Raw genomic sequence first — 24,199 nt, 5'->3', positions numbered from 1 at the left:
TAATGGATTTGTCAGGTCCTGCCAGGAGCAGGGCCTGCTGGGTGCCGCCTCCCATCAGGAGCGCCGACCCAAGGGCAGTGGCCTAACCCACGGCCAGTTGAATTTTCACTGGTGGCTGCCGGTCTACGGCTGCACTGGTCTATAACTAACCTGCTTTTCGCAAGTCATGAGGTAGAACATGAGCGACGACGATCTGGAAAACGACGACCTCGAAGTAGGCGACGAAGACGAGGGTGATGAAGGCCTCGACGCGGCAGCTGACGACGGCGCCGAAGACGCTGGCGATGACGACAGCAGCCCGGCACCCAGTGCCAAGGGCAAATCCAAGGCGGCGGTCTCGGTAGACGAGATGCCGAGCATGGAAGCCAAGCAGAAAGAGCGTGATGCACTGGCCAAGGCGATGGAAGAATTCCTTTCTCGCGGTGGCAAGGTGCAGGAAGTCGAGGCCAACGTGGTCGCTGACCCGCCCAAGAAGCCGGACAACAAGTACGGCAGCCGCCCTATCTGAGTGGCTGATCGCAAAAAAGCCCGCCGTCGCTGCGGGCTTTTTTGTGCCTGCGGGTTATGGGTTGCCTGTGCCCGCGAATGGGCCGCGTAGCGGACCCTGTCAGCGCCAGCGCGAAAGGACGTCGGGTAACTGCGACAGCCGCTGGATCTCGGCATCCGGCGCCTGCTCACCCGCCCAGGCCTTGCCCTGTGGGTTGAACCACACTGCCCGCAGTCCGGCGCGTTGGGCGCCGGCAATGTCATCGCCAGGGTGGTCGCCGATGTGCACAGCCGCGCTGGCGTCCACTTCGCCACGGCGAAGGGCTTCCAGGAACGGGGCCGGGTCTGGCTTGCCGATGCCAAGGTCCTCGGCGCACAGGGCAAAGCGGAAGTAGTCCGCCAGCCCCAGTCGGCTTACGTCGGCGTTGCCGTTGGTAACCACACCCAGGGTGTACTGATGGCGCAAGATCTCCAGCACCGGCTGCACCTCGGGGAAGATCTCCACCTGGTGGCGAGCATGCAGGAACACTTCAAAGCCTTCATTGGCCAGCTCCTGCGCATGTTTTTCGCTGTAGCCGACCTCTTCCAGGGCATGGAACAGCACCCGCCGGCGCAGGGCGCTGATGCGGTGCTTGAGGCCGGGCTCGGCCTGCACCAGGCGCTCGCGGATAGCAAACAGGTGCTCTACCGGCACACCGCCCAGGATCGGGGCGTTGGCTTCCAGCCAGTCGCGCAGCACGACTTCTGCACTGGCGATGACCGGCGCGGTGTCCCACAGGGTGTCGTCAAGGTCGAAGGTGATCAGCTTGATGCTCATGAGTCTGTGCCTTTGCTGCGTTTGGCCCGAGGGTGGGCACTGTCGTACACCGCGGCCAAGTGCTGGAAGTCCAGGTGGGTGTAGATCTGGGTGGTGCTGATGTCGGCGTGGCCGAGCAGCTCTTGCACCGCGCGCAGGTCCTGAGACGACTCCAGTATATGGCTGGCGAAGGAATGGCGAAGCATGTGAGGGTGCAGGTGCTGGCCCAGCTCGCGTTCGCCGGCTGCCTTCACCCTTCGCCGAACGTCCCGGGGGCTGATGCGGTTGCCGTTGCGGGTGATAAACACCGCGCGATCGCGCGGGTTACCGATGCCGCGCAGGCGATACCAAGCCTGCAACGCCTCGCGTGCCTTGCGGCCCACCGGCAGCACGCGTGCCTTGCCGCCTTTGCCCAACACCTGTACCAGGCCGGCGGCCAGGTCGAGGTGATCGAGGTCGAGGTTGGTCAGCTCGGACAGGCGCAGGCCCGACGAGTAGAGCAGTTCCAGGATGGCGTGGTCACGGCGGGCGAAGAAGTCGTCGTCGACGCCGCCATCGAGCAGCTGCTGGGCACGGTCGGTGTCCAGCACCTTGGGCAGCCGTCGCTCACCTTTGGGCGCGCTCAGGCCGGAAGCCGGATCGTGCTGGCACAGGCCTTCGCGGATGAGGTAGCGGTACAGGCCGCGTACTGCCGAAAGTAGCCGTGCCAGGCTGCGCGAAGACTGGCCGTGGTGGTGCAGGCGGGCGATCAGCTGGCGCAACGGCTGGATCTGCAGCGTTTGCCAGTCGGCAATGCCGTGCTCTTCGCAGTAGGCCATGACCTTGTTCAGGTCGCGACGGTAGCCCAGCAGGGTGTGCTCCGACACCTGGCGCTCGTTGCGCAGGTGTGCGCAATAAGCCTCCAGTTGGCGCTCCATCAGCGTACCGGGCGCAGGGTTTGGGTCACGCGTGGCACAACGCGGCCGAGCACCTCGGCAATGTAGCCGAGGAACAGGGTACCGACGCTGCTCTTGTAGTGTTGCGGGTCGCGGCTGCCGATTGCCAGCACCCCATGCAGCCCTTGGTACTCAAGGGTAGCGACGGCGCTGGAGCCCACTTCCCGGCGCTGTTCCTCACCGAACAGGAAGGCCAGCTCGTGCTCGCGCAGGTTGCCACTGACCGTCTTGCCGCCGCCCAGCAGGGCTCCGATGGCTTGTTGCGCTTCGGTGTTGCTGACCCAGCGCCCGACCGGCGCGACGTTGTCGCCGAACAGGATCAGGCTGACGAAGGGCACCTGGAACTCCTGGCGCAGGCTGTCCTCGACGGCCATCACCACTTCTTCCAGGCTGCCGGCATCGAGCAGGTCCAGGATCAGCCGGCGGGTCTTGTCGAACAGCCGGTCGTTGTCGCGGGCCACGTCCATCAGTTGCGACAGGCGATGGCGCATCTCGATGTTGCGGTCACGCAGCAGCTTCAGCTGGCGCTCAACCAGCGAAACGCTGTCGCCACGCTGGTGCGGGATGCGCTGCTCGATCAGCAGCTCGTCGTGCTCGGCGAAGAAGGTGGGGTGGGCGCGCAGGTAGGCGACCACCGCTTCGGCATCGAGCTCGACGGACTGCGTGGGTACAACCTTGGGCTGATCGGTCATGGCGTTTACTCGCTTAGAGACGAACCTGTCCTTCGTAGACGCGTACGGCCGGGCCGGTCATCAGCACGGGCTTGCCGGGGCCGGCCCATTCGATGTGCAGGCGGCCGCCGGGCAGGTCGAGGGACACCGGGGAGTCCATCCAGCCTTGGCTGATTGCCGCCACGGCTGCGGCGCACGCGCCGGTGCCGCAGGCCTGGGTTTCGCCCGCGCCGCGCTCCCACACGCGCAGGTTGGCGCGGTGGCGGTCGATGACCTGGATGAAGCCTGCATTCACCCGCTGCGGGAAGCGTGGGTGGTTTTCGATCTTCGGGCCCAGCTCATGCACGGGGGCAGTCTGCACGTCGTCAACGCGCAGCACCGCATGCGGGTTACCCATGGACACGGCGGCAATCGAATACAGCTGGCCGTCGACGTCCAGTGGGTAGCTCTGTGCTTGCGCGTCAGCGATGAAGGGGATTTCGGCAGGGATGAAGCGCGGAGGGCCCATGTCGACACTCACCTGGCCGTCGTTCTGCACGTCCAGCACGATGATGCCGCTCTTGGTTTCCACCCGAATGCGCTTTTTCGCGGTCAGGCGCTTGTCCAGCACGAAGCGGGCGAAGCAACGCGCACCATTGCCGCACTGCTCGACCTCGGAGCCGTCGGCGTTGAAGATGCGGTAGCGGAAGTCCACTTCCGGGTTGTTCGGCGCCTCGACGATCAGCAACTGGTCGAAGCCGATACCGGTGTGGCGGTCACCCCATTGCTTGGCATGCTTGGGCTGGATGTGCGCGTGCTGGCTGACCAGGTCGAGGACCATGAAGTCGTTGCCCAGCCCATGCATCTTGGTAAAACGCAGCAGCATGGGCTTACTCCGGCAGCAGGCTTTCGCCAGCGTACAGTTCGGCGATGGTCTCGCGGCGGCGTACTTCGAACGCCTGGTCGCCGTCGACCAGGATTTCAGCGCAACGGCCACGGGTGTTGTAGTTGGAGCTCATGACAAAACCATAGGCGCCCGCGGACTGTACGGCCAGCAGGTCACCTTCGGCCAGGTTCAGTACACGGTCCTTGCCCAGGAAGTCCCCGGTCTCGCAGATCGGGCCGACCAGGTCGTAGGCACGGCCTTCACCGGCGCGTGGTTTGACCGCACTGACACCCATCCAGGCCTGGTACAGGGCCGGGCGGATCAGGTCGTTCATGGCCGCATCGATGATGGCGAAATCTTTGTGCTCGGTGTGCTTGAGGTATTCCACGCGGGTCAGCAGCACGCCAGCGTTGGCCACGATGTAGCGGCCCGGCTCGAACACCAGGGCCAGGTCGCGCGTGCCTACGCGTTCGCGGATGGCCTTGATGTAGTCGGCCACCAGCGGCGGCTGTTCATCGCGGTAACGCACGCCCACACCGCCGCCCAGGTCCAGGTGGCGCAGGTGGATGCCGCATTCGGCCAGGCGGTCGACCAGCACCAGCAGGCGGTCGAGGGCGTCGAGGAACGGCTCTACGGTGGTCAGCTGCGAGCCGATGTGGCAGTCGACACCGACCACTTCCAGGTTCGGCAACTGCGCGGCGCGCACGTAGATGGCCTCGGCGTCGGCAATGGCGATGCCGAACTTGTTTTCTTTAAGGCCGGTGGAAATGTACGGATGGGTACCGGCGTCGACGTCCGGGTTGACCCGCAGCGACACCGGGGCCACCTTGCCCATCTCGGCGGCCACCACTTGCAGGCGCTCCAGCTCGTCGGTGGATTCGACGTTGAAGCAGTGCACGCCCACTTCCAGGGCGCGGCGCATGTCTTCGCGGGTTTTGCCAACGCCCGAGAACACCACGCGGTCAGCGCGCCCGCCAGCGGCCAGCACGCGCTCCAGCTCACCGCCGGAGACGATGTCGAAGCCTGCGCCCAGGCGCGCCAGTACGTTCAGCACGCCCAGGTTCGAGTTGGCCTTGACCGCGAAGCACACCAGGTGCTCGGCGCCTTGCAGGGCGTCGGTGTAGCTGCGGTACTGGGCCTCGATGTGGGCGCGCGAGTACACGTAGGTCGGGGTGCCGAACTGCTCGGCGATGGCCGACAGGGCCACCCCCTCCGCGAACAGCTCACCGTCGCGGTAGTTGAAAGCATTCATCTGGTTTCCTTACTGCGCAGGCGACTGCTCGGGCTCGGACGGCAGCTCGGGCTGCTGTTCTTGTACCGGGGCCGGCTTGGCTTTTGGCTGGTGCTGATGTGCCTTGTGCGCTTTGCCGTTATCGCCGTCTTCAGGCAGATACAGCGGGCCCTTCTGGCCGCAGGCAGAAACGAGGCAGGCAACAGCGACCAGCGCCGCGAAGGAGGAAATCAGGCGCTTCATGGGTGAAATCCTTAGAAAATGCAGTATTGCGCCCGAGTATACCGAGCGACCGGCGGCTTGCCTATGCAAGGGCCGGTCAGCCGGACGGAGCAGCAGAAAACTGCAAGTTCTAAGCTTCAAGCGGCAAGAAAAGGCTGCCAGGTGTAGGCTGAGCTTTTTCTTGCCGCTTGAAGCTAGCAGCTTGCAGCTGGCGCTTTGCGCCCGTATCTTGCCCGGCTTGCCTGTAACGCAGCCAATTTCGAGGTTCCTGCAATGAGTTTGAGTGAAGCGCGTTTCCATGATCTGGTCGACGCGACCCAACAGGCCCTGGAAGACCTGTTCGACGAGAGCGGCCTGGACCTGGACATGGAGAACTCCGCTGGTGTCCTGACCATCAAGTTCGACAATGGCAGCACGCTGATCTTCAGCCGCCAGGAGCCGCTGCGCCAGCTGTGGCTGGCCGACCGTTCCGGCGGTTTCCACTTCGACTACGACGAAGAAAGCGGCAAGTGGGTGTGCGAGAAGAGCGAGGAGCTGCTGGGCGAAATGCTCGAGCGCATCGTCTGGGAGCGGGCCGGCGAGAAGCTGGACTTCGACGAGATCTGACATGAGCAGCACCCAGGCCCGGCCGCCCAAGCCGCTCTACAGCAACGTCAGCCCCGCAGTACCGTCGCCCTGCATCAGTGTTTGCCGGCTGGACGAACAGCGGGTCTGCACGGGTTGCCATCGGCATGTCGAGCACATCCGCGAATGGCGTTCGGCCGATGACGAACGGCGCCGGCAGATCTGCCGCGAGGCACAGGCCCTGCGCGACCAGGCTAAGGCACACTGAACGCAGGGGCTTGAGTATTTGCCCGGCTGTGGTAACGTCGGGTTCTGCGTCGGTGACGCCAAAGCCTTCTCAAACCCCGCCCTTGGGCGGGGTTTTGCTTTATCTGCACGATGAAAACCGCCTGTTCAAAGGAGTCTGACTGGATCATGAGCACCAAGCCTTCCCTCATCCTCACCCGATTGGACGTACAACGTCTGGAGCGTCTGATCGACAGCCTCGACGAGAGTACGCCGGGTGTGCTCGCCCTGCAGGACGAGCTGGACCGCGCCGAGCAGGTGGTCGGTCACGAGGAAGTGCCGGCAGGCGTGGTGACCATGAATTCCCGCGTGCACTGCCGTGAGGAAGCCAGTGGCAAGGACTACCACCTGACCCTGGTGTACCCGAAGGATGCCGGGCCGGAAGGCAAGGTTTCGATCCTGGCGCCGATCGGCTGTGCGCTGCTTGGGCTGTCGGTGGGCGAGCAGATCGACTGGCCGGCACCGGGCGGCAAAACCCTCAAGCTGAAGCTGCTGGAAGTGGAATACCAGCCGGAAGCGGCGGGCGATTTCGACCTGTAAGGGTCAAGGGGTCGCAAAGCGGCCCCGGCATTTCAGGCGCCTTCCGCCAACACCTGCTCCAAACCCTCATTCAACGCCTGCTCCAGCACCCGCTTGTAGCTCAGGTACACCTGCGTCGCCCCCAGCCGGTCATCCAGCAGCTCGGACAAATCCAGGTCGGTGATGTAGCACCGGTACCGCCCCGCGCCACGCCGCTGCCCGATGATCTGCCGGGCCACCACCGCATACAGCTGGTCACCATGCTCCAGCTCGGAAAACTCTTGCTGGTCGCAGTACAGCGTCACATGTGCCGTACCCGCCACACCGGCCTGGATGATGGCCTGCACCTCGTAGTAAGGCTGAGCGCTACCCTCGACCAGGGCCGGGCATGGCTCGATGCTGCGCGCCTTGCCAGGGCCGGCAGGCAACAGTTGTGCATAGTGGATGTCCAGCGAGGCCGCGCGCTGGCTGTCCAGCGGCAAGCGGGCATCGCGGCGCATCACCACCGAACGCAGGAAGCGCTGTAGCGGTAGCAGCAGGTGCGCTTCGTCATGCAAGGGCAGGCGTTGCTGCCAGAGGGCATTGTATTCATCCAGCACATACAGGTCGGCCCAGCCATCTTGCAGGCGGTAGAACACCTGGACGCACGCCGGCCGGCCTTGTTCCAGCACCAGGCGCAGATCGTGGTCCAGCAGGGCGTTGGCATCCAGGTACAGCGGGCTGTAGGCACTGCGCTCCTCGCCCAGGTGGCTGAGCAGCGCATCGTGCTCGGCCAGGGTGGCCAGGCTGACATGCCCGGGTAACAGCTCCAGTACATGGGTGTGCTGGGCTACCTGAAGCAGATAGCGGTGGTTCAGGCCTTGGTCCAGCAATAGCTGCACGGTGTCGAATATTTCCTCCACGCGCTGGCCGATGGCCTGGGCGCGGCTCTGGCAGAAGCAACGCACCCGCACCCGTGGCCGGTGCCCGCGCAGCACCGGGCTGTTGAGGAAGTCGCGCAGGCAGCGTACCAGCGCGTGTTCGCCTTCGTAGCGCTGCACCAGCACTTCGTTCCAGCTGTTCAGAGTGACCTGGTCCAGGGTCAGCACCAGGTTATCGCGCACGCCGGCATAGCTCAAGGCGTCGGTACGCTCGGTGGTCATCAGGATGTTCAGGTCGCGGTGGTGGCGCAGCGGGTCGACGGCGACGTTGACCAGCAATAGCACCTCGTCGGCAACACTGGGTTGCAGCAGGCGCACTTCGCTGACGATCGGCAAGGGCAGAGGGATACGCTGCTGCAGGCAGCCCACCAGATTGAACAGCTCGTACTCGGTGAGGTCGCTGACGCCCGGGTGCAGTGCCAGGCGCGTGCTGCTGTCGATTACGCCGTTGCGGTGTGCCCAGGCCAGCAGTTCAAGCAGCTCGCGGCAGCGTTTGATCGGGCTGAAGTGTTCAACTTCATGGGTATTCAGGTTGCCGGTGTACAGCTCCCAGTGGTAGCTGCCGGGCTCCCTGCGGTTGGGTGCCTGGACCAGGGTCAGGGTGCCTTCGGCAAGGTCCGGGGCGATGCCGGGGTTGATCACTTCGACCTTGCCTGCACGGCGCTCGAAGGCTGCATACAAACGCCGGCCCAGCACGTTGAGGTCGCGCTGGTCGGCGCGGCTGCTTGCGTTCTGGGTGCGCGCAAACTCGCTGAGGAAGCGATAGCTATGGTTCAGCTCGGCCACCAGTTCGCGGCGTTCGGCGGCCACCTGCTGCACTTTCCATTGGCTGCGGGTGTCCAGCAGGGCCAACTGACGTTTGTCCCAGCCCCACTCGTCGGCCAGGCGCTGCAACAGGCGGCGCTGCCAGCCCTGATTGCGGCCTTGGTCACTGAGTTTCTTGTTCACCTTCAGGTACAGGCTGCGCCGTACCAGTTCCAGGCGCGCAGGCTCGCCACGTTGCAGCAGGTAGCGCTCGATACGGCGGTAGACCATCACATACGGGTCCAGCTCGTCGAGGTCGAGCTGGTTGGCGAATACGGCTTGCTTGTAGTCCAGGCTCAGGCAGCGCACAGCGGGGTGTTCGCTGGCGTAGGTTTCGGTCAGCAGCAGCTTGAGCAGCGACTTGTAGGGTGAATCGATGCCCTTGAACAATTGCCACAGGCCGGCGCCGACGAACTCGCCTGGCGGTATGTGCGCGAGGTTGCCAAGGTCGAGTGCGTCCTGGCTGCGGATGAAACGCTTGGTCAGCAGGGTCTGGGTATACGCGTGGTAGTTGTGTTCCTGGTAGACGGGTACCAGCCACCACAGCGGTGTGCGCCCGGCTAGCCAGAGGGTGGTGCGGTAGAACTCGTCCAGCAGCAGGTAGTGCTGGGTGGTGCCGCAGTCGTCGGAGCCCAGCTGGCCCTCCCGCTGGCCCCGGGCAAAGCCTTGCGTGTCGATCAGGAAGAAGTGTGCCTCGGCGCCCAGGCTTGCGGCCCAGTCCTCCAGCAATTGGCATTTGCGGCGCAGCTCTTCCAGCAACGGCTCGGGTAAACCGGGCGCGTGGCACACCCACAGGTCCATGTCGCTTTGCTCGGCCTGGGCCAGCGAGCCCAGGCTGCCCATCAGGAACAGGCCGTGGATCGGGCGTGGCGGGTTGCCATGGCGGGCTTTGTAGGTGAACGAGCGGGCCAGGCGCTGGGCCTCGATCACCAGGTCGGCGCCTGGCTCGTAGCCCGATACGCCGGCTGGAGTGCTGCCCGAGACGTAACCCGGCAACAGCGGGTGGTTCACATGGAACAGCAGCGGCAGCAGCGTCAGTACCTGTTGCTGGCGCGTCGACAGGCCTTCCATGGCCCGCTGCAGCCGCCCTTGGTTCAGCCGCAGGAAGCGCGCACGCAACGTCGCCAGGACCTTGCGGTCGATGCCTTCGTCCAGGTCTGGGCGGATTTCGTGAGGGTGGTTCATTGCGCACTCGGGCAGGCCAGTGGGGCTGTGGCGAGTTTAGCCTGAGTGGCGGGGTCGGATAAGCGGCAATCGAAATATTGGCGCCATTTTTACAGCGCTTGCCGGGCGGCTGCAGTTTTCACCGGGCTTGAGGCATGATGGGGGCCTTGAATTCATGAAGAGTAGTCCGATGCGTGTATGGATCGATGCCGACGCCTGTCCCAAGGCGGCCAAGGATCTGATCGTCAAGTTCGCCCTCAAGCGCAAGTTCGAAGTGGTGATGGTGGCGGGCCAGGCCGTCGCCAAGCCGGCGTTCTCGATCGTGCGGTTGATCGTGGTGCCAAGCGGCATGGACGCAGCCGACGATTACCTGGTCGAGCACGCTGTGTCGGGCGAGTTGGTGATCTGCAGTGATGTGCCGTTGGCTGACCGCCTGGTGAAAAAGGGCGTGGCGGCGCTGGACCCGCGCGGGCGCGAATTCGACGAACGCAACATGGGCGACCGCCTGGCGGCGCGCAACCTGTTTACCGAGCTGCGTGAGCAAGGCCAGGTGGGGGGAGGGCAGGCGGCCTATGGCGAGCGCGACAAACAGGCGTTCGCCAATGCGCTGGACCGGATCATTGCCCGGCTGTCCAAGCCCTGAGGCGACCCTGTGAGGGCATGTTGTGGGTTAACTGTCTTCTGCAAATATTGGAAGCTTGCGCGGTACCTGTGGGAGCGGGCTTGCCCGCGAACACGGGCGAAGCCCGTGCCATCCACCGCGGTGCCTGCTTCGCGGGCTTGCCCGCTCTCACAGGGATTTGCGTAATACTTGCGGGTTACTCGTGCGTCAGCTCCAGCACCCGATCCACCAGCTTGTAGATCCCGCCAGCCGCTTCGCTGATCGACTTGGCCTCCATGTACGCCGGTGTCGTCACCAGTTTGCGCTGGGTATCTTCGACAATATCGTGCACATCGCACTCTTCATGGGTGCCGCCCATTTTCGTCACGGCTGCCGCAGTGCCTGCGTCGGTACCGATGGTGCAGACCACGCCCGGCCCGTAGATTTTCGCCGCCAGTGCCGGCGAGATGCAGATCAGGCCGACCGGCTTGCAGGCGTCGGCGAAGGCTTCGGCCAGGGCCAGCACGTCCGGGTTGACGCTGCAGTTGGCGCCTTCCACGGCAAAGTTGGACAGGTTTTTCGCTGCACCAAAACCGCCAGGCACGATCAGCGCATCGAAGTCTTCGGCCTTGGCTTCGCGGATGTCCTTGACCTCACCGCGGGCAATGCGCGCCGATTCCACCAGCACATTGCGTGATTCGGGCATTTCTTCGCCGGTCAGGTGGTTGATCACATGCATCTGCGCAATGTTCGGCGCGAAGCACTGCACCTGAGCGCCGCGCTGGTCGAGGCGCAGCAGGGTGATCACGCTTTCGTGGATTTCGGCGCCGTCATACACGCCACAGCCGGAAAGAATCACCGCCACTTTTTTTGTCATGTTTAAAACTCCAGTATTTTATGGCGCCTGGGAGATCGAGCGCCGCCCGCGCGGCGCATCGCGAGCTGGCGCGCGCTCCTACGTTTGTTTCGGGCCAGTCATGTCTGTGACAGGCCCATGGCTGCGATGTTCGTACTACGCGATACCAAGCCATTCGCCAAGGCGGTCGCGCGCAAATCCCACAGGTATTATTGGCCAGAAACAAACGTAGGAGCGAGCGCCAGCTCGCGATGCGCAGCGCGGGCGGCGCTCGATTTATGCATCACCTGAAAACTCAAGGCAGGCACTACTGGCCGGCGCAGTGGGCCTAGCGGTGGTCGCGCCGCTGGCCTGGTTCCTGCTCGTGGCTTACAGCCTGCTTAGCCTCTGGGGCCTGGCCCGCCGCCTTGCGCTCCGCACGCAGGGTGCGGAAGCGCCGGCGCAGCCACAACAGGCCGCCCAGCGCCAGCAGGCCACCGAGCACCCATAGCTCGTAACGCTTCACATTGCCCAGCAGGCCTTCGAGAATGGCGCCGAAGTGGTAGGCAGCGGCGCCCAAGGCTATTGCCCAGATGGCCGCACCAATGCCGTTCAGCAGCAGGTAGCGGCGAGGCGGGTAGCCCGACAGGCCAATGGCCACCGGCATGACCGTGCGCAGGCCATAAACGAAGCGGAAACTCAGCACCCAGATATCGGGGTGGCGGCGGATGTGGTCCAGCGCCCGGTCACCCATGGCCTGCCAGCGCGGCTTGCGCGCCAGGATCCTGCGCCCGTGGCGGCGGCCCATGAAATACCACAGCTGGTCGCCGGCGTAGCTGCCGAAGAAGGCCACCAGGCACACCAGGTTGATGTCCATGTAACCGCGGAACGCAAGGAATCCTGCAAGCACCAGGATGGTCTCGCCTTCGAAGAAGGTGCCTAGAAAAAGGGCGAAGTAGCCGAAATCCTGCAGGAATTGTTGAAGCATTTTCTGAGGTGCTGGCGAAATGAACGCGCAGCCTACCCCTTCGCGCGCGTTCGTGAAAGTGTCCAAATGTGTCTCGACATGAACAATCCCTACTCAGACAATGCCAGAAGCCACGCGCCATGGCTTGCCCTGGTGTGTAACACAGGCGTCATAATGGGCGCTTATCTTGCCGCTCAATTGATGATAGGGCGTTAACGTCCTCAGGAACGCCAGATGAATAACGAAGTGCTCACCCCTGTCGCGATCAAGGATGCCCAGGAGCTCCCAGAAGAGATGGTGCAGACCCCGCCAGACCTGCCGCCTGCGCCCGAGCCGGTAGCGGAGCAGGTGGCCGAGCCTGTGGCCCCGGTGCCTGCCCCCGCGCCCGCCCCGGCAATCGCCGTCCCTGGCCTGGACGACAGCAGCCTGTACATTCATCGCGAACTCTCGCAGCTGCAGTTCAACATCCGCGTGCTGGAACAGGCGCTGGACGAGAGCTACCCGCTGCTCGAACGCCTCAAGTTCCTGTTGATCTTCTCCAGTAACCTCGACGAGTTCTTCGAGATCCGCGTCGCCGGCCTGAAGAAGCAGATCAACTTCGCCCGTGAGCAGGCTGGCGCCGACGGCCTGCAGCCGCACCAGGCGCTGGCGCGCATCAGCGAGCTGGTGCACATCGAGGTAGAGCGCCAGTACGCGATCCTCAACGACGTGCTGTTGCCAGAGCTGGAAAAACACCAGATCCGCTTCATTCGCCGCCGTTACTGGACACCCAAGCTCAAGACCTGGGTGCGCCGCTATTTCCGCGACGAAATCGCCCCGATCATCACCCCGATCGGCCTCGACCCGACTCACCCGTTCCCGCTGCTGGTGAACAAGAGCCTCAACTTCATCGTCGAGCTCGAAGGTGTCGACGCCTTTGGTCGCGATTCAGGCCTGGCGATCATCCCGGCCCCGCGCCTGCTGCCGCGGGTGATCCGCGTGCCGGAGGAGGTCGGTGGCCCAGGCGCCAACTACGTGTTCCTGTCGTCGATGATCCACGCGCACGCCGACGACCTGTTCCAGGGCATGAAGGTGAAGGGCTGCTACCAGTTCCGCCTGACCCGTAACGCCGACCTGGCGCTGGACTCTGAAGAAGTCGACGACCTGGCCCGCGCCCTGCGCGGCGAACTGTTCTCGCGCCGTTACGGCGACGCCGTTCGCCTGGAAGTGGCCGACACCTGCCCGAAACACCTGTCGGACTACCTGCTCAAGCAGTTCAGCCTCAGCGAAAGCGAGCTGTATCAGGTCAATGGCCCGGTCAACCTCACCCGCTTGTTCAGCATCACCGGTCTGGACAGCCACCCGGAGCTGCAATACACGCCGTTCACCCCGGCGATTCCAAAACTGCTGCAGAACGCCGACAACATCTTCAGCGTGATCGGCAAGCAGGACATCCTGCTGATGCACCCTTTCGAGTCCTTCACCCCGGTGATCGACCTGCTGCGCCAGGCCGCCAAGGATCCACACGTACTGGCCGTGCGCCAGACCCTGTACCGCTCCGGGGCCAACTCGGAAATCGTCGATGCCCTGGTGGACGCGGCGCGTAACGGTAAGGAGGTCACTGCGGTGATCGAATTGCGCGCGCGCTTCGACGAAGAGTCCAACCTGCAGATGGCCAGCCGCCTGCAAGCGGCCGGTGCGGTGGTGATCTACGGCGTGGTCGGCTTCAAGACCCACGCCAAGATGATGCTGATCCTGCGCCGCGAACAGGGCGAGATCGTGCGGTATGCGCACCTGGGTACCGGTAACTACCACGCCGGCAACGCCCGCCTGTACACCGACTACAGCCTGCTCACCTCTGACGACGCCCTCACCGAAGACGTCGGCAAGCTGTTCAGCCAGCTGATCGGCATGGGCAAGACCCTGCGCATGAAAAAGCTGCTGCACGCGCCGTTCACCCTGAAAAAGGGCATGCTCGACATGATCGCGCGGGAAACCCAGTTCGCCCTCGAGGGCAAGCCGGCGCACATCATTGCCAAGTTCAACTCGCTGACCGACGCCAAGGTCATCAAGGCGCTGTACAAAGCCAGCCAGTCGGGCGTGAAGATCGACCTGATAGTGCGTGGCATGTGCTGCCTGCGCCCAGGCATTCCGGGGGTTTCGCACAACATCCAAGTGCGCTCGATCATCGGCCGCTTCCTGGAGCACACGCGGGTGTTCTACTTCCTCAATGGCGGCGAAGAGCAGATCTACCTGTCCAGCGCCGACTGGATGGAGCGCAACCTCGACAAGCGTGTGGAGACCTGCTTCCCGGTGGAAGGCAAGAAGCTGTTGCTGCGGGTGAAGAAGGAGCTGGAAGGCTACCTGACCGACAACACCCACGCCTGGACCTTGCAGCCAGACGGGCGCTACGTGCGCAGCACGCCAACCGGCAACCAGAACCCGCGCAGTGCCCAGGCGACCCTGCTGGAGCGCCTGAGCAACCCGGTCCTCAACGTACGCTGAGGACGAAGCCGACCCGGGTCAGCCACTCCGCCTCGTTGGCGAAGTCGGCCTGGGTTAGCTGGTTCTGTTCCAGCCAGCCTTCCGGGAAGGCGACATCGAGGCTGTCATCGGCAGCCTTGAGCTGAACTTTTGGCATCTGCTGGTTGCCACGGATGTGGTGGAACAGGATGGCGAAGCGCAGCAGCACGCACAGGCGTAGCAGTTTGACGCCTTCTTCACCCAGTTCGGCGAACTTGTCCTTGGGGATGTTGCGGCGGTGGCCGCGCACCAGCAGGGCCATCATCTGCTGGTCCTCGCGGGAAAAGCCCGACAAGTCGGAGTGCTCGATCAGGTAGGCGCCGTGCTTATGGTAGTGGTAGTGGGCAATATCCAGGCCGATTTCGTGCACTTTCGCCGCCCAGCCTAGCAGATCGCGCCAGTTGCCGTCTTTCAGGTCCCAGGCATCGGCCACTTGGTCGAAGGCGTGCAACGCCTTGCGCTCGACGCGCGCGGCCTGGCCTTGGTCCACATGGTAGCGCTCCATCAGCGAGTTCAACGTGCGTTCGCGCACGTCTTCATGGTGGTGGCGGCCGAGCAGGTCGAACAGCACACCTTCGCGCAGTGCGCCGTCACAGTGGTCCATGCGCTGCAGTTCCAGGGCGTCGAAGATCGCCTCCAGAATCGCCAGGCCCGCTGGGAAGATGGTGCGGCGGTCCGGTTTGACGCCGTCGAAGTCAATCTTGTCGACCTCGCCCAGTTTGAACAGCTTGCGTTTGACCCAGGCCAGGCCTTCAGCGTTGACCTCGCCATTGCCCAGGCCGCCGGCCTTGATGGCGGCGCCGATGGCACGGATGGTGCCGGACGAGCCGATGGCCTCGTCCCAGGTCAGGCGGTGCAGGGCGTGTTCGATGCTCATCAGCTCCAGGCGTGCAGCGGTGTAGGCCTGTGCATAACGCGCCGGGGTGATCTTGCCGTCGCGGAAGTAGCGCTGGGTGAAGCTGACGCAGCCCATCTGCAGGCTTTCGCGCAGCAGCGGCTCGAAGCGCTGGCCGATGATGAATTCGGTACTGCCACCGCCAATGTCGGCCACCAGGCGCTTGCCTGGGGTGTCGGCCAGGGTGTGCGACACACCCAGGTAGATCAGGCGCGCCTCTTCACGGCCGGAGATGACCTCCACCGGGTGGCCGAGAATGGCCTCGGCGCGCTGGATGAATGCATTACGGTTGCGCGCTTCGCGCAGGGCGTTGGTACCGACGATACGCACGGCGCCGGCCGGCATGCCGTTGATCAGCTGTGCGAAGCGCTTGAGGCATTCGAGGCCCCGTTCCATGGCTTCTTCGCTAAGCAGGCGGTCCTCGCCGATGCCGGCGGCCAGCTGAACCTTCTCGCCCAGCCGCTCGAGAATGCGGATTTCGGTATGGTGGGCCTTGGCCACGACCATATGGAAGCTGTTGGAGCCAAGGTCGATGGCAGCGATCAGGGACAGGTTCTTCGCGATGGTATGCGGCATGATCTGGTTGTTCTCGGTCGTTAACCCGGCAATCGTGCCACGATAGCAGGCTGTCGCCAACGCGTGACACGCAGCCGGTGTGCTGGCCTTGATGCAAGGCAATGTGCCATTCGATTCTATGACGGCTGTGTGACAGTTTCGATTCGCGGCGTCTTGCACAACTATAGTTACACTCAATCGTCCGCAGCTTCCTGTAGACGGCAGGGGCGGCTATGATGGGCAACGTTTTTTATTGCTTACGACCTTGGAGATTTCCATGAGCGACAAAATCAAACACGTCACCGACGCCAGCTTCGACGCCGACGTACTGCAGGCTCAAGGCCCGGTGCTGGTCGACTACTGGGCTGAATGGTGCGGCCCATGCAAGATGATCGCTCCGGTTCTGGACGACATCGCTGCCACCTACGAGGGCAAACTGACCGTCGCCAAGCTGAACATCGACGAGAACCAGGAAACCCCGGCCAAGCACGGCGTGCGTGGTATCCCGACGCTGATGCTGTTCAAGAACGGCAACGTCGAAGCCACCAAGGTTGGCGCTCTGTCCAAATCGCAGCTGGCCGCGTTCCTCGACGCCCACCTGTGATGTGAAAAGGCCCCGCAAATGCGGGGCTTTTCTTTTTCAGAGCACTAGACGCAGAAAAAAGCAAGTGTTACATTCGGTCTCGCACTGCTTTTCCAGTGCCCTCTACACGCCGTCGCCGAAGCATCCCTAATTCGAATCAGTACGCGATCCTGTCGCCATCTAGCGGCGCGGCCTCATTAAGCCAGAAGCTTAATTCTCCCTTCTTACATGATTACGTCACTCCCCTTATGAACCTGACTGAACTCAAGCAAAAGCCGATTACCGATCTTTTGGAAATGGCCGAACAGATGGGCATCGAAAACATGGCCCGTTCGCGCAAACAGGACGTGATTTTCGCCCTGCTGAAGAAGCACGCGAAAAGCGGCGAAGAGATCTCGGGTGACGGCGTGCTGGAGATTCTCCAGGATGGTTTCGGTTTCCTGCGTTCGGCTGATGCGTCCTACCTGGCCGGCCCAGACGATATCTACGTCTCGCCTAGCCAGATCCGCCGTTTCAACCTGCGTACCGGCGACACCATCGTCGGCAAGATCCGCCCACCGAAGGAAGGGGAGCGTTACTTCGCCCTGCTGAAGGTCGACACCATCAACTTCGACCGTCCGGAAAACGCGAAGAACAAGATCCTGTTCGAAAACCTGACGCCGCTGTTCCCGAACAAGCGCCTGAAGATGGAGGCTGGTAACGGCTCCACCGAGGACTTGACCGGTCGCGTCATCGACCTGTGCGCCCCGATCGGCAAAGGCCAGCGTGGCCTGATCGTCGCTCCGCCAAAAGCGGGCAAGACGATCATGCTGCAGAACATTGCGGCCAACATCACCCGTAACAACCCCGAGTGCCACCTGATCGTCCTGCTGATCGACGAGCGCCCGGAAGAAGTGACCGAAATGCAGCGCACCGTGCGCGGCGAAGTGGTTGCCTCCACCTTCGACGAGCCGCCAACCCGCCACGTGCAGGTTGCCGAAATGGTGATCGAAAAGGCCAAGCGCCTGGTCGAGCACAAGAAGGACGTGGTCATCCTGCTGGACTCCATCACCCGTCTGGCGCGGGCCTACAACACCGTGATCCCGAGCTCCGGCAAGGTGCTGACCGGTGGTGTCGACGCCCACGCCCTGGAGAAGCCGAAGCGCTTCTTTGGTGCTGCGCGTAACATCGAGGAAGGCGGCTCGCTGACCATCATCGCCACCGCGCTGGTCGAAACCGGCTCGAAGATGGACGAAGTGATCTACGAAGAGTTCAAGGGCACCGGCAACATGGAGCTGCCACTGGACCGCCGCATCGCCGAGAAACGCGTGTTCCCGGCCATCAACATCAACCGTTCCGGTACCCGTCGCGAAGAGCTGCTGACCGCCGACGACGAACTGCAGCGCATGTGGATCCTGCGCAAGCTGCTGCACCCGATGGACGAAATCGCCGCCATCGAGTTCCTGGTCGACAAGCTCAAGCAGACCAAGACCAACGACGAGTTCTTCTTGTCGATGAAGCGCAAGTAAGATCGTCGTACCACGCAAAAGCCGGGGAAACCCGGCTTTTTGCTATCTGTACTTTGGCTATTGCGGCCCTATCGGCGCTACACTCTGCACCCCGACCGATACGGCCAACACGAGGCTCATGCATGCAGTATCGCGACTTGCGCGACTTCATCCGTGGCCTGGAGCAGCGCGGCGAACTCAAGCGCATCCAGGTTCCGATTTCCCCCGTCCTGGAAATGACCGAGGTCTGCGACCGCACCTTGCGTGCCAAAGGCCCGGCATTGCTGTTCGAAAAGCCCACCGGCTTCGACATCCCGGTACTCGGCAACCTGTTCGGTACGCCAGAGCGCGTGGCCATGGGCATGGGCGCCGAGTCGGTCGACGAACTACGCGAGATCGGCAAGCTACTGGCCTTTCTCAAGGAGCCCGAGCCGCCAAAGGGCCTGAAGGACGCCTGGTCCAAGCTGCCGATCTTCAAGAAGGTCGTGTCGATGGCGCCGAAAGTGGTCAAGGACGCGGTGTGCCAGGAAGTGGTGGTCGAGGGTGACGATGTCGACCTTGGTGCACTGCCGATCCAGCACTGCTGGCCGGGCGACGTGGCGCCGCTGATCACCTGGGGCCTTACGGTTACCCGTGGCCCGAACAAGGACCGCCAGAACCTGGGCATCTACCGCCAGCAGGTCATCGGCCGCAACAAGGTCATCATGCGCTGGCTCAGCCACCGTGGTGGCGCCCTCGACTACCGCGAGTGGTGCGAGAAGAACCCCGGCCAGCCGTTCCCGGTTGCCGTGGCACTGGGCGCTGACCCGGCAACCATCCTCGGCGCCGTGACCCCGGTGCCGGACACCCTCTCTGAATATGCCTTCGCCGGCCTGCTTCGTGGCAACCGCACCGAGTTGGTCAAGTGCCGTGGCAGCAACCTTCAGGTGCCGGCCACTGCCGAAATCATCCTGGAGGGTGTGATTCATCCGGGCGAAATGGCCCCGGAAGGCCCGTACGGCGACCACACCGGTTACTACAACGAAGTGGACAGCTTCCCGGTGTTCACCGTCGAGCGCATCACGCACCGGCAAAAGCCGATCTACCACAGCACCTACACCGGCCGGCCGCCAGATGAGCCGGCAATCCTCGGTGTGGCGTTGAACGAAGTGTTCGTGCCAATCCTGCAGAAGCAGTTCCCGGAAATTACCGACTTCTACCTGCCGCCGGAAGGCTGCTCGTACCGTATGGCGGTGGTGACCATGAAGAAGCAGTACCCGGGCCACGCCAAGCGCGTGATGCTGGGTGTGTGGTCGTTCCTGCGACAGTTCATGTACACCAAGTTCGTTATTGTGACCGATGACGATATCAACGCCCGTGACTGGAACGATGTGATCTGGGCCATTACCACGCGCATGGACCCCAAGCGTGATACGGTGATGATCGACAACACGCCGATCGACTACCTGGACTTCGCGTCGCCGGTATCGGGGCTGGGGTCGAAGATGGGCCTGGACGCCACGCACAAGTGGCCGGGCGAGACAACACGCGAATGGGGACGGGTCATCGTCAAGGACGAAGCCGTCACCCGCCGTATCGATGAGCTGTGGGATCAGTTGGGAATAGATTGATGCAGGTAACGTTGCAGCCGTCCGGGGCGGTGCTGGCGCTCGAACCCGGGGAACGGATCCTGGATGGAGCGCGGCGGTTGGGCTATGACTGCCCGAACAGCTGCCGCAATGGCAATTGCCATGTTTGCGCCGCGTTGTTGGTCGAAGGCCGGGTACGCCAGGATGGCGAAGTCCGCGACCATGGCGAGTTGTTCACCTGCATTGCCGAACCGCTGGAGGACTGTGTGTTGCTCTGGGACGGTGTGCTCGCCCTGGGCGAGCTGCCAGTGCGCAAGCTGGCGTGCAGCGTCAGCGAGTGCGTCGACGTCGGTGGCGACGTGTGGCGGGTGCGTTTGCGCGCGCCAGCCGGCAAGCCGCCGCGTTACCACGCCGGGCAATACCTGATGATCGAGCGCGAGGGCGGCAAGCAGGCGGCCTTCTCGCTGGCCTCCGCGCCCCACGGCGGTCGTGAGCTGGAGCTGCATGTGCTGGCGCGTGAGCCCAGTGCGCTGCAACTGATCGAGCAACTCAAGCGTGACGGTTTGGCGCGCATCGAAATGCCATTCGGCGACACTCACCTGGCCGAGCTGCCGGATGGGCCGCTGGTGCTGATCGCCGCGGGTACCGGCATGGGCCAGATGCACAGCCTGGTCGAGCATTGCCGGGCCAAGGGCTTCAAGCACCCGGTGCACCTGTACTGGGGCGTGCGCAGGCCCGAAGACTTCTACCAGATCGAGCACTGGGATGAATGGCAGCGCCTGCCCAACCTGTTCCTGCATCAGGTTGTCAGCGACCTGTGTGGCTGGGAAGGCCGTTGCGGCATGTTGCACGAGGCGGTTTGCGAGGACATTGCCGACCTCAACACCGTGCATGTGTATGCCAGTGGTTCCCCAAACATGATCTACGCCACCCTCGACGCCCTGGTCGAAGCCGGCATGGATGCACACCGCATGCGTGCGGATGTGTTTGCCTACGCACCGCGCGGTTAATAACCGAAGTTTGAAAGTGTGGGTATAAGGCGGTAATTGTTACCGCCTTGGCTAATAACTTTCACCGCTGTTGAAACAGTACTTTCCAGTCGTCGGAACCGCGCATGAAACACTGATGCGAGGGCTTGAGTATTCCTGCCGTTCTGGCCTATGGTTACTGCAAGCGCCCTTGGTATAGAGGCCTTGGGCCGCAGCGTAATCGAATCTCGCTACATCCGTAGTTCACAGGGATAATGGCGGCAGCTTATGTCGGCACTTGAAAGTATGTCCTGGGAAGTTTCATATCCTCCGGCACTCGACTTCGGTCAGCAACATACTCACGACCAGTTGTTCAACTCGATGAAGACGACCATGTCGCGCCATCAGGGTGGGCCGGTGTGGTTGTTTGCCTATGGTTCGTTGATCTGGCGGCCGGAGTGCAATTCGGTAGAACGCCAGCGCGCGCGGGTACATGGCTATCACCGGGGCTTGTACCTGTGGTCGCACGAACACCGCGGTACCCCGGAAACGCCCGGGCTGGTGTTTGGCCTGGACCGTGGCGGTTCCTGCAGCGGCTTTGCCTACCGGCTGGATGAAAGCAACCTGGATGACTCGCTGATGGCCCTGTGGCAGCGCGAGATGCCGTACCCGGCATACCGACCGCACTGGCTCACCTGCCGGCTGGGCGATGGTAGCAAGGTGCAGGCTTTAGGCTTTGTGCTGGAGCGGCATTTGCCGTGCTATGCGGGGAACTTGCCAGATACCTTGCTCAGCCAGATTCTGGCCAGTGCCAAAGGGCGTTATGGCACCACGCGGGACTACGTGGAACAGACGTTGAATGCCTTGCGCAGCCACCAGATGCCCGATCGCAACCTGGAGGCGCGGTTCCGGCGCTGCCATAACCTGCGCGAAGTGTGAGTAACCTGTACCGGCCTCTTCGCGCGCAAGCCCGCTCCCACAGGTACTGCACATTTCTCAAGGTCGGTGCGATCCCTGTGAGAGCGGGCTTGCCCGCGAAAGGGCCGGAACTTTCTTACTTGGCCAACACCACCAACTTACCCACAGCCTGCCGCTGCCCCAACTTCTCGATGGCAGCTCCAGCCTCAGCCAGTGGATAAGTCTGCGACACCAGCGGTTTCAACTTGCCCTCGGCATGCCAGGCAAACAGCTGCCTGAAGTTGGCCGCGTTATCTTCCGGCTGGCGCTGTGCAAACGCCCCCCAGAACACCCCCAGCACCGCAGCGCCCTTGAGCAACACCAGGTTGGCCGCCAACTGCGGAATGGTCCCGCTGGCAAAGCCCACCACCAGCAGCCGGCCATTCCAGGCCAGCCCGCGCACGGCCTGCTCGAACAACTCGCCACCGACCGGGTCGTAGATGACATCCACACCCTGGCCACCGGAAAGCCGCTTGATCTCGTCGCGCAGGCTGGCCTGGCTATAGTCGATCAGCTCATCCGCCCCGGCCGCCTTGGCCACGGCCAGTTTCTCGGCACTGCTGGCCGCCGCGATCACCCGTGCGCCCATGGCCTTGCCGATTTCCACTGCCGCCAGCCCAACACCGCCGGAAGCGCCCAACACCAGCAGGGTTTCAGCTGCTTGCAGTTGGCCACGCTGGCGCAGGGCGTGCATCGAGGTGCCGTAGGTCATGCCGAATGCCGCAGCGGTGGTGAAATCCATGCTCGCCGGGATCGGCAGTACGTTGTAGAACGGCACCGCCACCTGTTCGGCAAACGCGCCCCAGCCGGTCAGCGCCATGACCCGGTCACCCACCTTGAACGCTCCAGCCTTTTCCCCGACCGCAGCCACCACGCCCGCCGCTTCGCCACCCGGCGAGAATGGCAGCGGCGGCTGGAACTGGTACTTGCCTTCGATGATCAGGGTGTCGGGGAAGTTGACCCCGGCGGCCTGCACATCCAGCAGGATCTCGTTCTTCTTCGGCAGCGGGCTGGCCACGTCTTCCAGCACCAGGTTGCGCGCCGGGCCCAGGGTTTTGCACAACACAGCTTTCATCGGGGCTATTCCTTTGCGGGTAGTGGCCGATAAGTGTAGGAGGGCCACCTGCCGGGTCAACGAGCATGGCCCACCCTGATGTGCAGGCATAAGTGCCGGCATAAGCCCGGGCTTGGGTTTGAGCGGTGTGCTGGGTAAGCTGGCGCCAACTGTATTGAGGAGCGAATTCGTGAAAGCGTGGATCTTGATGGTATTGGCGCTGCTGCTGCCGGCTGCGGCCATGGCCGAAGAAGCCAAGGAAGGGGCGCCCAAGGTCGCCTACATCAGTCTGAGCCCGCCCTTTGTCGGCAACTATGCCCTCGACGGCGGCCCACGGCTGCGTGTGTACAAGGCCGATGTGGCCCTGCGCGTGACAGGCGATGAAGCCGCCAAGGCGGTGCAGCACCACGAACCGCTGATCCGCAACCAGCTGGTGGCGCTGTTCACCCAGCAGACGGTGGACAGCATGAGCAATGTCGAGGCCAAGGAACACCTGCGCCAGGAGGCGCTGAAGCAGGTGCAGCAGGTGCTGGAAGCAGAAGAGGGCAAGCCGATTGTTGAAGACTTGCTGTTCAATAACCTGATCGTGCAGTAATCAATTGTGGGAGCGGGCGTGTCCGCTCCCACAGATGCCTCCACGGTGCCTGCGTTATCAAGACGCCAGGCTCCGACGAAACCGCGCCAGCGCCACGCTGAAGAACACCAGGCCGATCAGGCCCAGCGCCAGGATATCCGGCCAAACCACCGCCCACCCTGCATCCCGGAACAGGATCGCCGCCCCCAGGCTGACGAAGTGCGTCGACGGCGAGCCCTGCATCACCCACTGCAACCACTGCGGCATGCTGTCCAGCGGTGTGCTGCCGCCTGACAGTAACAGCATCGGGATGATCACCGGGATCGCCAGCAGGCCGAACTGCGGTGTCGAGCGCGCCAGGGTGGCGAGGAAGATGCCCAGCGCGGTACTGGCGAACAGGTACAGCGCCGTCACGGCCAGGAACAGCCCCATCGAGCCGGACAACGGCACGCCCAGCGCACCTTTCACCACCACCACCAGCGAAATCCACGTGCAGATCACCACCACCAGCGCGTTGCTGCCAATCTTCGCCAGCATGATTTCCAGTGCCGTCAGCGGCAGCACCAGCAGGTGGTCGAGGGTGCCGTGCTCACGCTCACGCAGCAGCGCGGTGCCGGTGAGGATGATCGCCAGAATGGTGATGTTGTTGACGATCTGGATCACCGCCAGGAACCAACCACCCTCCAGGTTGGGGTTGAACAGCGCTTTGGGGTTGATCAGCACTGGGCTTTGCACATTGCCGCGTTGGCTGTAGTCGAGCAGTTCACGCTCGAAGATGCGGCCGATATAGCCAGCGCCCATGAACGCCTGGCTCATGGCCGTGGCATCGACATTGATCTGCAATTCCGGCGAGCGCCCGGCCAACAGGTCGCTCTGGAAATTCACCGGCACATTGATCACAAAGGTGTACTGGCCGCTGTCCATGGCCTGGTCCAGGTGCTCCGGTGCCAGCGGCACGGCGGGCTGGAACTCGGGCGGTTGCAGGGCTTCGCTGAGCTTGCGTGAGAGCAGGCTGTGGTCTTCGTCCACCACCGCGACGCTGGCGTTGTGCACGCCGATCACCGAGCCGGCTGCCGGCATGTAGATCGCCACGCTGAAGGCATACAGCAGGAACAGCAGCAGGACGCTGTCGTGGCGAAGGCTGGTCAGTTCTTTCAGGCCCAGGCGCAGGGTGTGGTTCAGGCGCGACAT

The 24,199-nt window shown here is 63.2% G+C and carries 24 protein-coding genes; 12 read left to right on the top strand and 12 right to left on the bottom strand.

Annotated features, from left to right (window positions below; translation table 11 throughout):
* The first annotated feature begins 178 nt into the window (after window positions 1-178).
* On the top strand, window positions 179-508 hold the full coding sequence (gene sutA / locus ACF8MI_RS23580; protein ID WP_200928897.1) for a transcriptional regulator SutA: 330 nt from the start codon (window positions 179-181) through the stop codon (window positions 506-508).
* Window positions 509-607: 99 nt separating this feature from the next.
* On the opposite strand, the gene ACF8MI_RS23575 is transcribed toward sutA, so the two are convergent.
* From ACF8MI_RS23575 to ACF8MI_RS23550, 6 genes are read right to left on the bottom strand one after another with little or no spacing between them, the layout of a single operon-like run.
* Complete coding sequence (locus tag ACF8MI_RS23575) at window positions 608-1,303, bottom strand: HAD family hydrolase (RefSeq protein ID WP_104833759.1); 696 nt, start codon at window positions 1,301-1,303, stop codon at window positions 608-610.
* On the bottom strand, window positions 1,300-2,199 hold the full coding sequence (gene xerC / locus ACF8MI_RS23570) for a tyrosine recombinase XerC (RefSeq protein ID WP_060498162.1): 900 nt from the start codon (window positions 2,197-2,199) through the stop codon (window positions 1,300-1,302). Before xerC ends, ACF8MI_RS23575 begins: the two co-directional genes overlap by 4 nt.
* Complete coding sequence (locus ACF8MI_RS23565) at window positions 2,199-2,909, bottom strand: DUF484 family protein (RefSeq protein ID WP_016712636.1); 711 nt, start codon at window positions 2,907-2,909, stop codon at window positions 2,199-2,201. Before ACF8MI_RS23565 ends, xerC begins: the two co-directional genes overlap by 1 nt.
* A 13-nt stretch (window positions 2,910-2,922) precedes the next feature.
* Window positions 2,923-3,753, bottom strand: a complete 831-nt coding sequence (gene dapF, locus ACF8MI_RS23560) for a diaminopimelate epimerase (protein WP_060498161.1) — start codon at window positions 3,751-3,753, stop codon at window positions 2,923-2,925.
* Window positions 3,754-3,757: 4 nt separating this feature from the next.
* A complete protein-coding gene (lysA, locus tag ACF8MI_RS23555; protein WP_060498160.1) occupies window positions 3,758-5,005 on the bottom strand; it encodes a diaminopimelate decarboxylase in 1,248 nt (415 codons plus the stop codon).
* A gap of 9 nt (window positions 5,006-5,014) precedes the next feature.
* Window positions 5,015-5,227: a lipoprotein gene (locus ACF8MI_RS23550; protein WP_060498159.1), complete on the bottom strand. Its 213-nt coding sequence runs from the start codon at window positions 5,225-5,227 to the stop codon at window positions 5,015-5,017.
* A gap of 252 nt (window positions 5,228-5,479) precedes the next feature.
* On the opposite strand from ACF8MI_RS23550, the gene cyaY reads away from it, so the two are divergent.
* The 3 genes from cyaY to rnk all read left to right on the top strand — a co-directional run bounded on the left by cyaY (window position 5,480) and on the right by rnk (window position 6,595).
* Window positions 5,480-5,812 carry an iron donor protein CyaY gene (gene cyaY, locus ACF8MI_RS23545; RefSeq protein WP_004375540.1) on the top strand — a complete coding sequence of 111 codons (333 nt, stop codon included), beginning with the start codon at window positions 5,480-5,482 and terminating at the stop codon, window positions 5,810-5,812.
* Between the two features lies 1 nt (window position 5,813).
* Window positions 5,814-6,038: a DUF1289 domain-containing protein gene (locus ACF8MI_RS23540; protein ID WP_013974742.1), complete on the top strand. Its 225-nt coding sequence runs from the start codon at window positions 5,814-5,816 to the stop codon at window positions 6,036-6,038.
* 146 nt (window positions 6,039-6,184) lie between these two features.
* Window positions 6,185-6,595 carry a nucleoside diphosphate kinase regulator gene (gene rnk, locus ACF8MI_RS23535; protein WP_016712630.1) on the top strand — a complete coding sequence of 137 codons (411 nt, stop codon included), beginning with the start codon at window positions 6,185-6,187 and terminating at the stop codon, window positions 6,593-6,595.
* Between the two features lie 32 nt (window positions 6,596-6,627).
* On the opposite strand, the gene ACF8MI_RS23530 is transcribed toward rnk, so the two are convergent.
* On the bottom strand, window positions 6,628-9,483 hold the full coding sequence (locus ACF8MI_RS23530; protein WP_200928896.1) for a class I adenylate cyclase: 2,856 nt from the start codon (window positions 9,481-9,483) through the stop codon (window positions 6,628-6,630).
* A 169-nt stretch (window positions 9,484-9,652) separates the two neighbouring features.
* On the opposite strand from ACF8MI_RS23530, the gene ACF8MI_RS23525 reads away from it, so the two are divergent.
* Entirely contained in the window at window positions 9,653-10,105 is a 453-nt protein-coding gene (locus ACF8MI_RS23525; protein ID WP_060498157.1) for a YaiI/YqxD family protein, read from the top strand.
* Between the two features lie 175 nt (window positions 10,106-10,280).
* On the opposite strand, the gene elbB is transcribed toward ACF8MI_RS23525, so the two are convergent.
* Together elbB and ACF8MI_RS23515 are read right to left on the bottom strand one after the other, a co-directional pair.
* The gene (elbB, locus tag ACF8MI_RS23520; protein WP_060498156.1) at window positions 10,281-10,940 is read right to left on the bottom strand and encodes an isoprenoid biosynthesis glyoxalase ElbB; all 660 of its coding nucleotides are present in this window, start codon (window positions 10,938-10,940) and stop codon (window positions 10,281-10,283) included.
* Window positions 10,941-11,247: 307 nt separating this feature from the next.
* Window positions 11,248-11,886, bottom strand: a complete 639-nt coding sequence (locus ACF8MI_RS23515; RefSeq protein WP_164525194.1) for a DedA family protein — start codon at window positions 11,884-11,886, stop codon at window positions 11,248-11,250.
* Between the two features lie 213 nt (window positions 11,887-12,099).
* On the opposite strand from ACF8MI_RS23515, the gene ppk1 reads away from it, so the two are divergent.
* Window positions 12,100-14,349: a polyphosphate kinase 1 gene (gene ppk1 / locus ACF8MI_RS23510; protein ID WP_060498153.1), complete on the top strand. Its 2,250-nt coding sequence runs from the start codon at window positions 12,100-12,102 to the stop codon at window positions 14,347-14,349.
* Here the strand turns inward: ppk1 and ppx are convergent.
* A complete protein-coding gene (ppx, locus tag ACF8MI_RS23505) occupies window positions 14,336-15,838 on the bottom strand; it encodes an exopolyphosphatase (RefSeq protein WP_016712623.1) in 1,503 nt (500 codons plus the stop codon). The two genes, ppk1 and ppx, sit on opposite strands and share 14 nt — an antisense overlap.
* A gap of 256 nt (window positions 15,839-16,094) precedes the next feature.
* Between ppx and trxA the strand changes: the two genes are divergently transcribed.
* The 5 genes from trxA (at window position 16,095) to ACF8MI_RS23480 (ending at window position 21,362) form a co-directional block, all read left to right on the top strand.
* Window positions 16,095-16,421: a thioredoxin TrxA gene (gene trxA / locus ACF8MI_RS23500; RefSeq protein ID WP_016712622.1), complete on the top strand. Its 327-nt coding sequence runs from the start codon at window positions 16,095-16,097 to the stop codon at window positions 16,419-16,421.
* Window positions 16,422-16,648: 227 nt separating this feature from the next.
* Window positions 16,649-17,908 (top strand): transcription termination factor Rho, encoded by a 1,260-nt coding sequence (rho, locus tag ACF8MI_RS23495; RefSeq protein WP_003253661.1) that lies wholly within the window; start codon window positions 16,649-16,651, stop codon window positions 17,906-17,908.
* Window positions 17,909-18,030: 122 nt separating this feature from the next.
* Window positions 18,031-19,497 (top strand): 4-hydroxy-3-polyprenylbenzoate decarboxylase, encoded by a 1,467-nt coding sequence (gene ubiD / locus ACF8MI_RS23490; protein ID WP_016489755.1) that lies wholly within the window; start codon window positions 18,031-18,033, stop codon window positions 19,495-19,497.
* The gene (locus ACF8MI_RS23485) at window positions 19,497-20,465 is read left to right on the top strand and encodes a CDP-6-deoxy-delta-3,4-glucoseen reductase (protein ID WP_060498152.1); all 969 of its coding nucleotides are present in this window, start codon (window positions 19,497-19,499) and stop codon (window positions 20,463-20,465) included. Before ubiD ends, ACF8MI_RS23485 begins: the two co-directional genes overlap by 1 nt.
* A gap of 246 nt (window positions 20,466-20,711) precedes the next feature.
* Window positions 20,712-21,362 (top strand): gamma-glutamylcyclotransferase, encoded by a 651-nt coding sequence (locus ACF8MI_RS23480; RefSeq protein ID WP_016712620.1) that lies wholly within the window; start codon window positions 20,712-20,714, stop codon window positions 21,360-21,362.
* 115 nt (window positions 21,363-21,477) lie between these two features.
* Here the strand turns inward: ACF8MI_RS23480 and ACF8MI_RS23475 are convergent, their stop codons facing one another.
* Window positions 21,478-22,455: an NADPH:quinone oxidoreductase family protein gene (locus ACF8MI_RS23475; protein WP_060498151.1), complete on the bottom strand. Its 978-nt coding sequence runs from the start codon at window positions 22,453-22,455 to the stop codon at window positions 21,478-21,480.
* A 169-nt stretch (window positions 22,456-22,624) separates the two neighbouring features.
* On the opposite strand from ACF8MI_RS23475, the gene ACF8MI_RS23470 reads away from it, so the two are divergent.
* Window positions 22,625-23,029 carry a flagellar basal body-associated protein FliL gene (locus ACF8MI_RS23470; RefSeq protein WP_016712618.1) on the top strand — a complete coding sequence of 135 codons (405 nt, stop codon included), beginning with the start codon at window positions 22,625-22,627 and terminating at the stop codon, window positions 23,027-23,029.
* A 57-nt stretch (window positions 23,030-23,086) separates the two neighbouring features.
* Here ACF8MI_RS23470 and ACF8MI_RS23465 read toward each other — a convergent pair whose 3' ends face one another.
* Window positions 23,087-24,199, bottom strand: a complete 1,113-nt coding sequence (locus tag ACF8MI_RS23465) for an ABC transporter permease (RefSeq protein WP_019096508.1) — start codon at window positions 24,197-24,199, stop codon at window positions 23,087-23,089.

This window comes from Pseudomonas sp. yb_9 (assembly GCF_043103635.1).
Lineage (GTDB): Bacteria > Pseudomonadota > Gammaproteobacteria > Pseudomonadales > Pseudomonadaceae > Aquipseudomonas > Aquipseudomonas monteilii.
Note: the sequence above shows the minus strand (reverse complement) of the source record. Positions and strands in the feature narration are given on the sequence as shown.

Excerpts from the sequence above, each read along its gene's own strand:
- sutA (WP_200928897.1), top strand. The coding sequence starts at position 179 with ATGAGCGACGACGATCTGGAAAACGACGACCTCGAAGTAGGCGACGAA.
- ACF8MI_RS23575 (WP_104833759.1), bottom strand. The coding sequence starts at position 1,303 with ATGAGCATCAAGCTGATCACCTTCGACCTTGACGACACCCTGTGGGAC.
- xerC (WP_060498162.1), bottom strand. The coding sequence starts at position 2,199 with ATGGAGCGCCAACTGGAGGCTTATTGCGCACACCTGCGCAACGAGCGC.
- ACF8MI_RS23565 (WP_016712636.1), bottom strand. The coding sequence starts at position 2,909 with ATGACCGATCAGCCCAAGGTTGTACCCACGCAGTCCGTCGAGCTCGAT.
- dapF (WP_060498161.1), bottom strand. The coding sequence starts at position 3,753 with ATGCTGCTGCGTTTTACCAAGATGCATGGGCTGGGCAACGACTTCATG.
- lysA (WP_060498160.1), bottom strand. The coding sequence starts at position 5,005 with ATGAATGCTTTCAACTACCGCGACGGTGAGCTGTTCGCGGAGGGGGTG.
- ACF8MI_RS23550 (WP_060498159.1), bottom strand. The coding sequence starts at position 5,227 with ATGAAGCGCCTGATTTCCTCCTTCGCGGCGCTGGTCGCTGTTGCCTGC.
- cyaY (WP_004375540.1), top strand. The coding sequence starts at position 5,480 with ATGAGTTTGAGTGAAGCGCGTTTCCATGATCTGGTCGACGCGACCCAA.
- ACF8MI_RS23540 (WP_013974742.1), top strand. The coding sequence starts at position 5,814 with ATGAGCAGCACCCAGGCCCGGCCGCCCAAGCCGCTCTACAGCAACGTC.
- rnk (WP_016712630.1), top strand. The coding sequence starts at position 6,185 with ATGAGCACCAAGCCTTCCCTCATCCTCACCCGATTGGACGTACAACGT.
- ACF8MI_RS23530 (WP_200928896.1), bottom strand. The coding sequence starts at position 9,483 with ATGAACCACCCTCACGAAATCCGCCCAGACCTGGACGAAGGCATCGAC.
- ACF8MI_RS23525 (WP_060498157.1), top strand. The coding sequence starts at position 9,653 with ATGCGTGTATGGATCGATGCCGACGCCTGTCCCAAGGCGGCCAAGGAT.
- elbB (WP_060498156.1), bottom strand. The coding sequence starts at position 10,940 with ATGACAAAAAAAGTGGCGGTGATTCTTTCCGGCTGTGGCGTGTATGAC.
- ACF8MI_RS23515 (WP_164525194.1), bottom strand. The coding sequence starts at position 11,886 with ATGCTTCAACAATTCCTGCAGGATTTCGGCTACTTCGCCCTTTTTCTA.
- ppk1 (WP_060498153.1), top strand. The coding sequence starts at position 12,100 with ATGAATAACGAAGTGCTCACCCCTGTCGCGATCAAGGATGCCCAGGAG.
- ppx (WP_016712623.1), bottom strand. The coding sequence starts at position 15,838 with ATGCCGCATACCATCGCGAAGAACCTGTCCCTGATCGCTGCCATCGAC.
- trxA (WP_016712622.1), top strand. The coding sequence starts at position 16,095 with ATGAGCGACAAAATCAAACACGTCACCGACGCCAGCTTCGACGCCGAC.
- rho (WP_003253661.1), top strand. The coding sequence starts at position 16,649 with ATGAACCTGACTGAACTCAAGCAAAAGCCGATTACCGATCTTTTGGAA.
- ubiD (WP_016489755.1), top strand. The coding sequence starts at position 18,031 with ATGCAGTATCGCGACTTGCGCGACTTCATCCGTGGCCTGGAGCAGCGC.
- ACF8MI_RS23485 (WP_060498152.1), top strand. The coding sequence starts at position 19,497 with ATGCAGGTAACGTTGCAGCCGTCCGGGGCGGTGCTGGCGCTCGAACCC.
- ACF8MI_RS23480 (WP_016712620.1), top strand. The coding sequence starts at position 20,712 with ATGTCGGCACTTGAAAGTATGTCCTGGGAAGTTTCATATCCTCCGGCA.
- ACF8MI_RS23475 (WP_060498151.1), bottom strand. The coding sequence starts at position 22,455 with ATGAAAGCTGTGTTGTGCAAAACCCTGGGCCCGGCGCGCAACCTGGTG.
- ACF8MI_RS23465 (WP_019096508.1), bottom strand. The coding sequence starts at position 24,199 with ATGTCGCGCCTGAACCACACCCTGCGCCTGGGCCTGAAAGAACTGACC.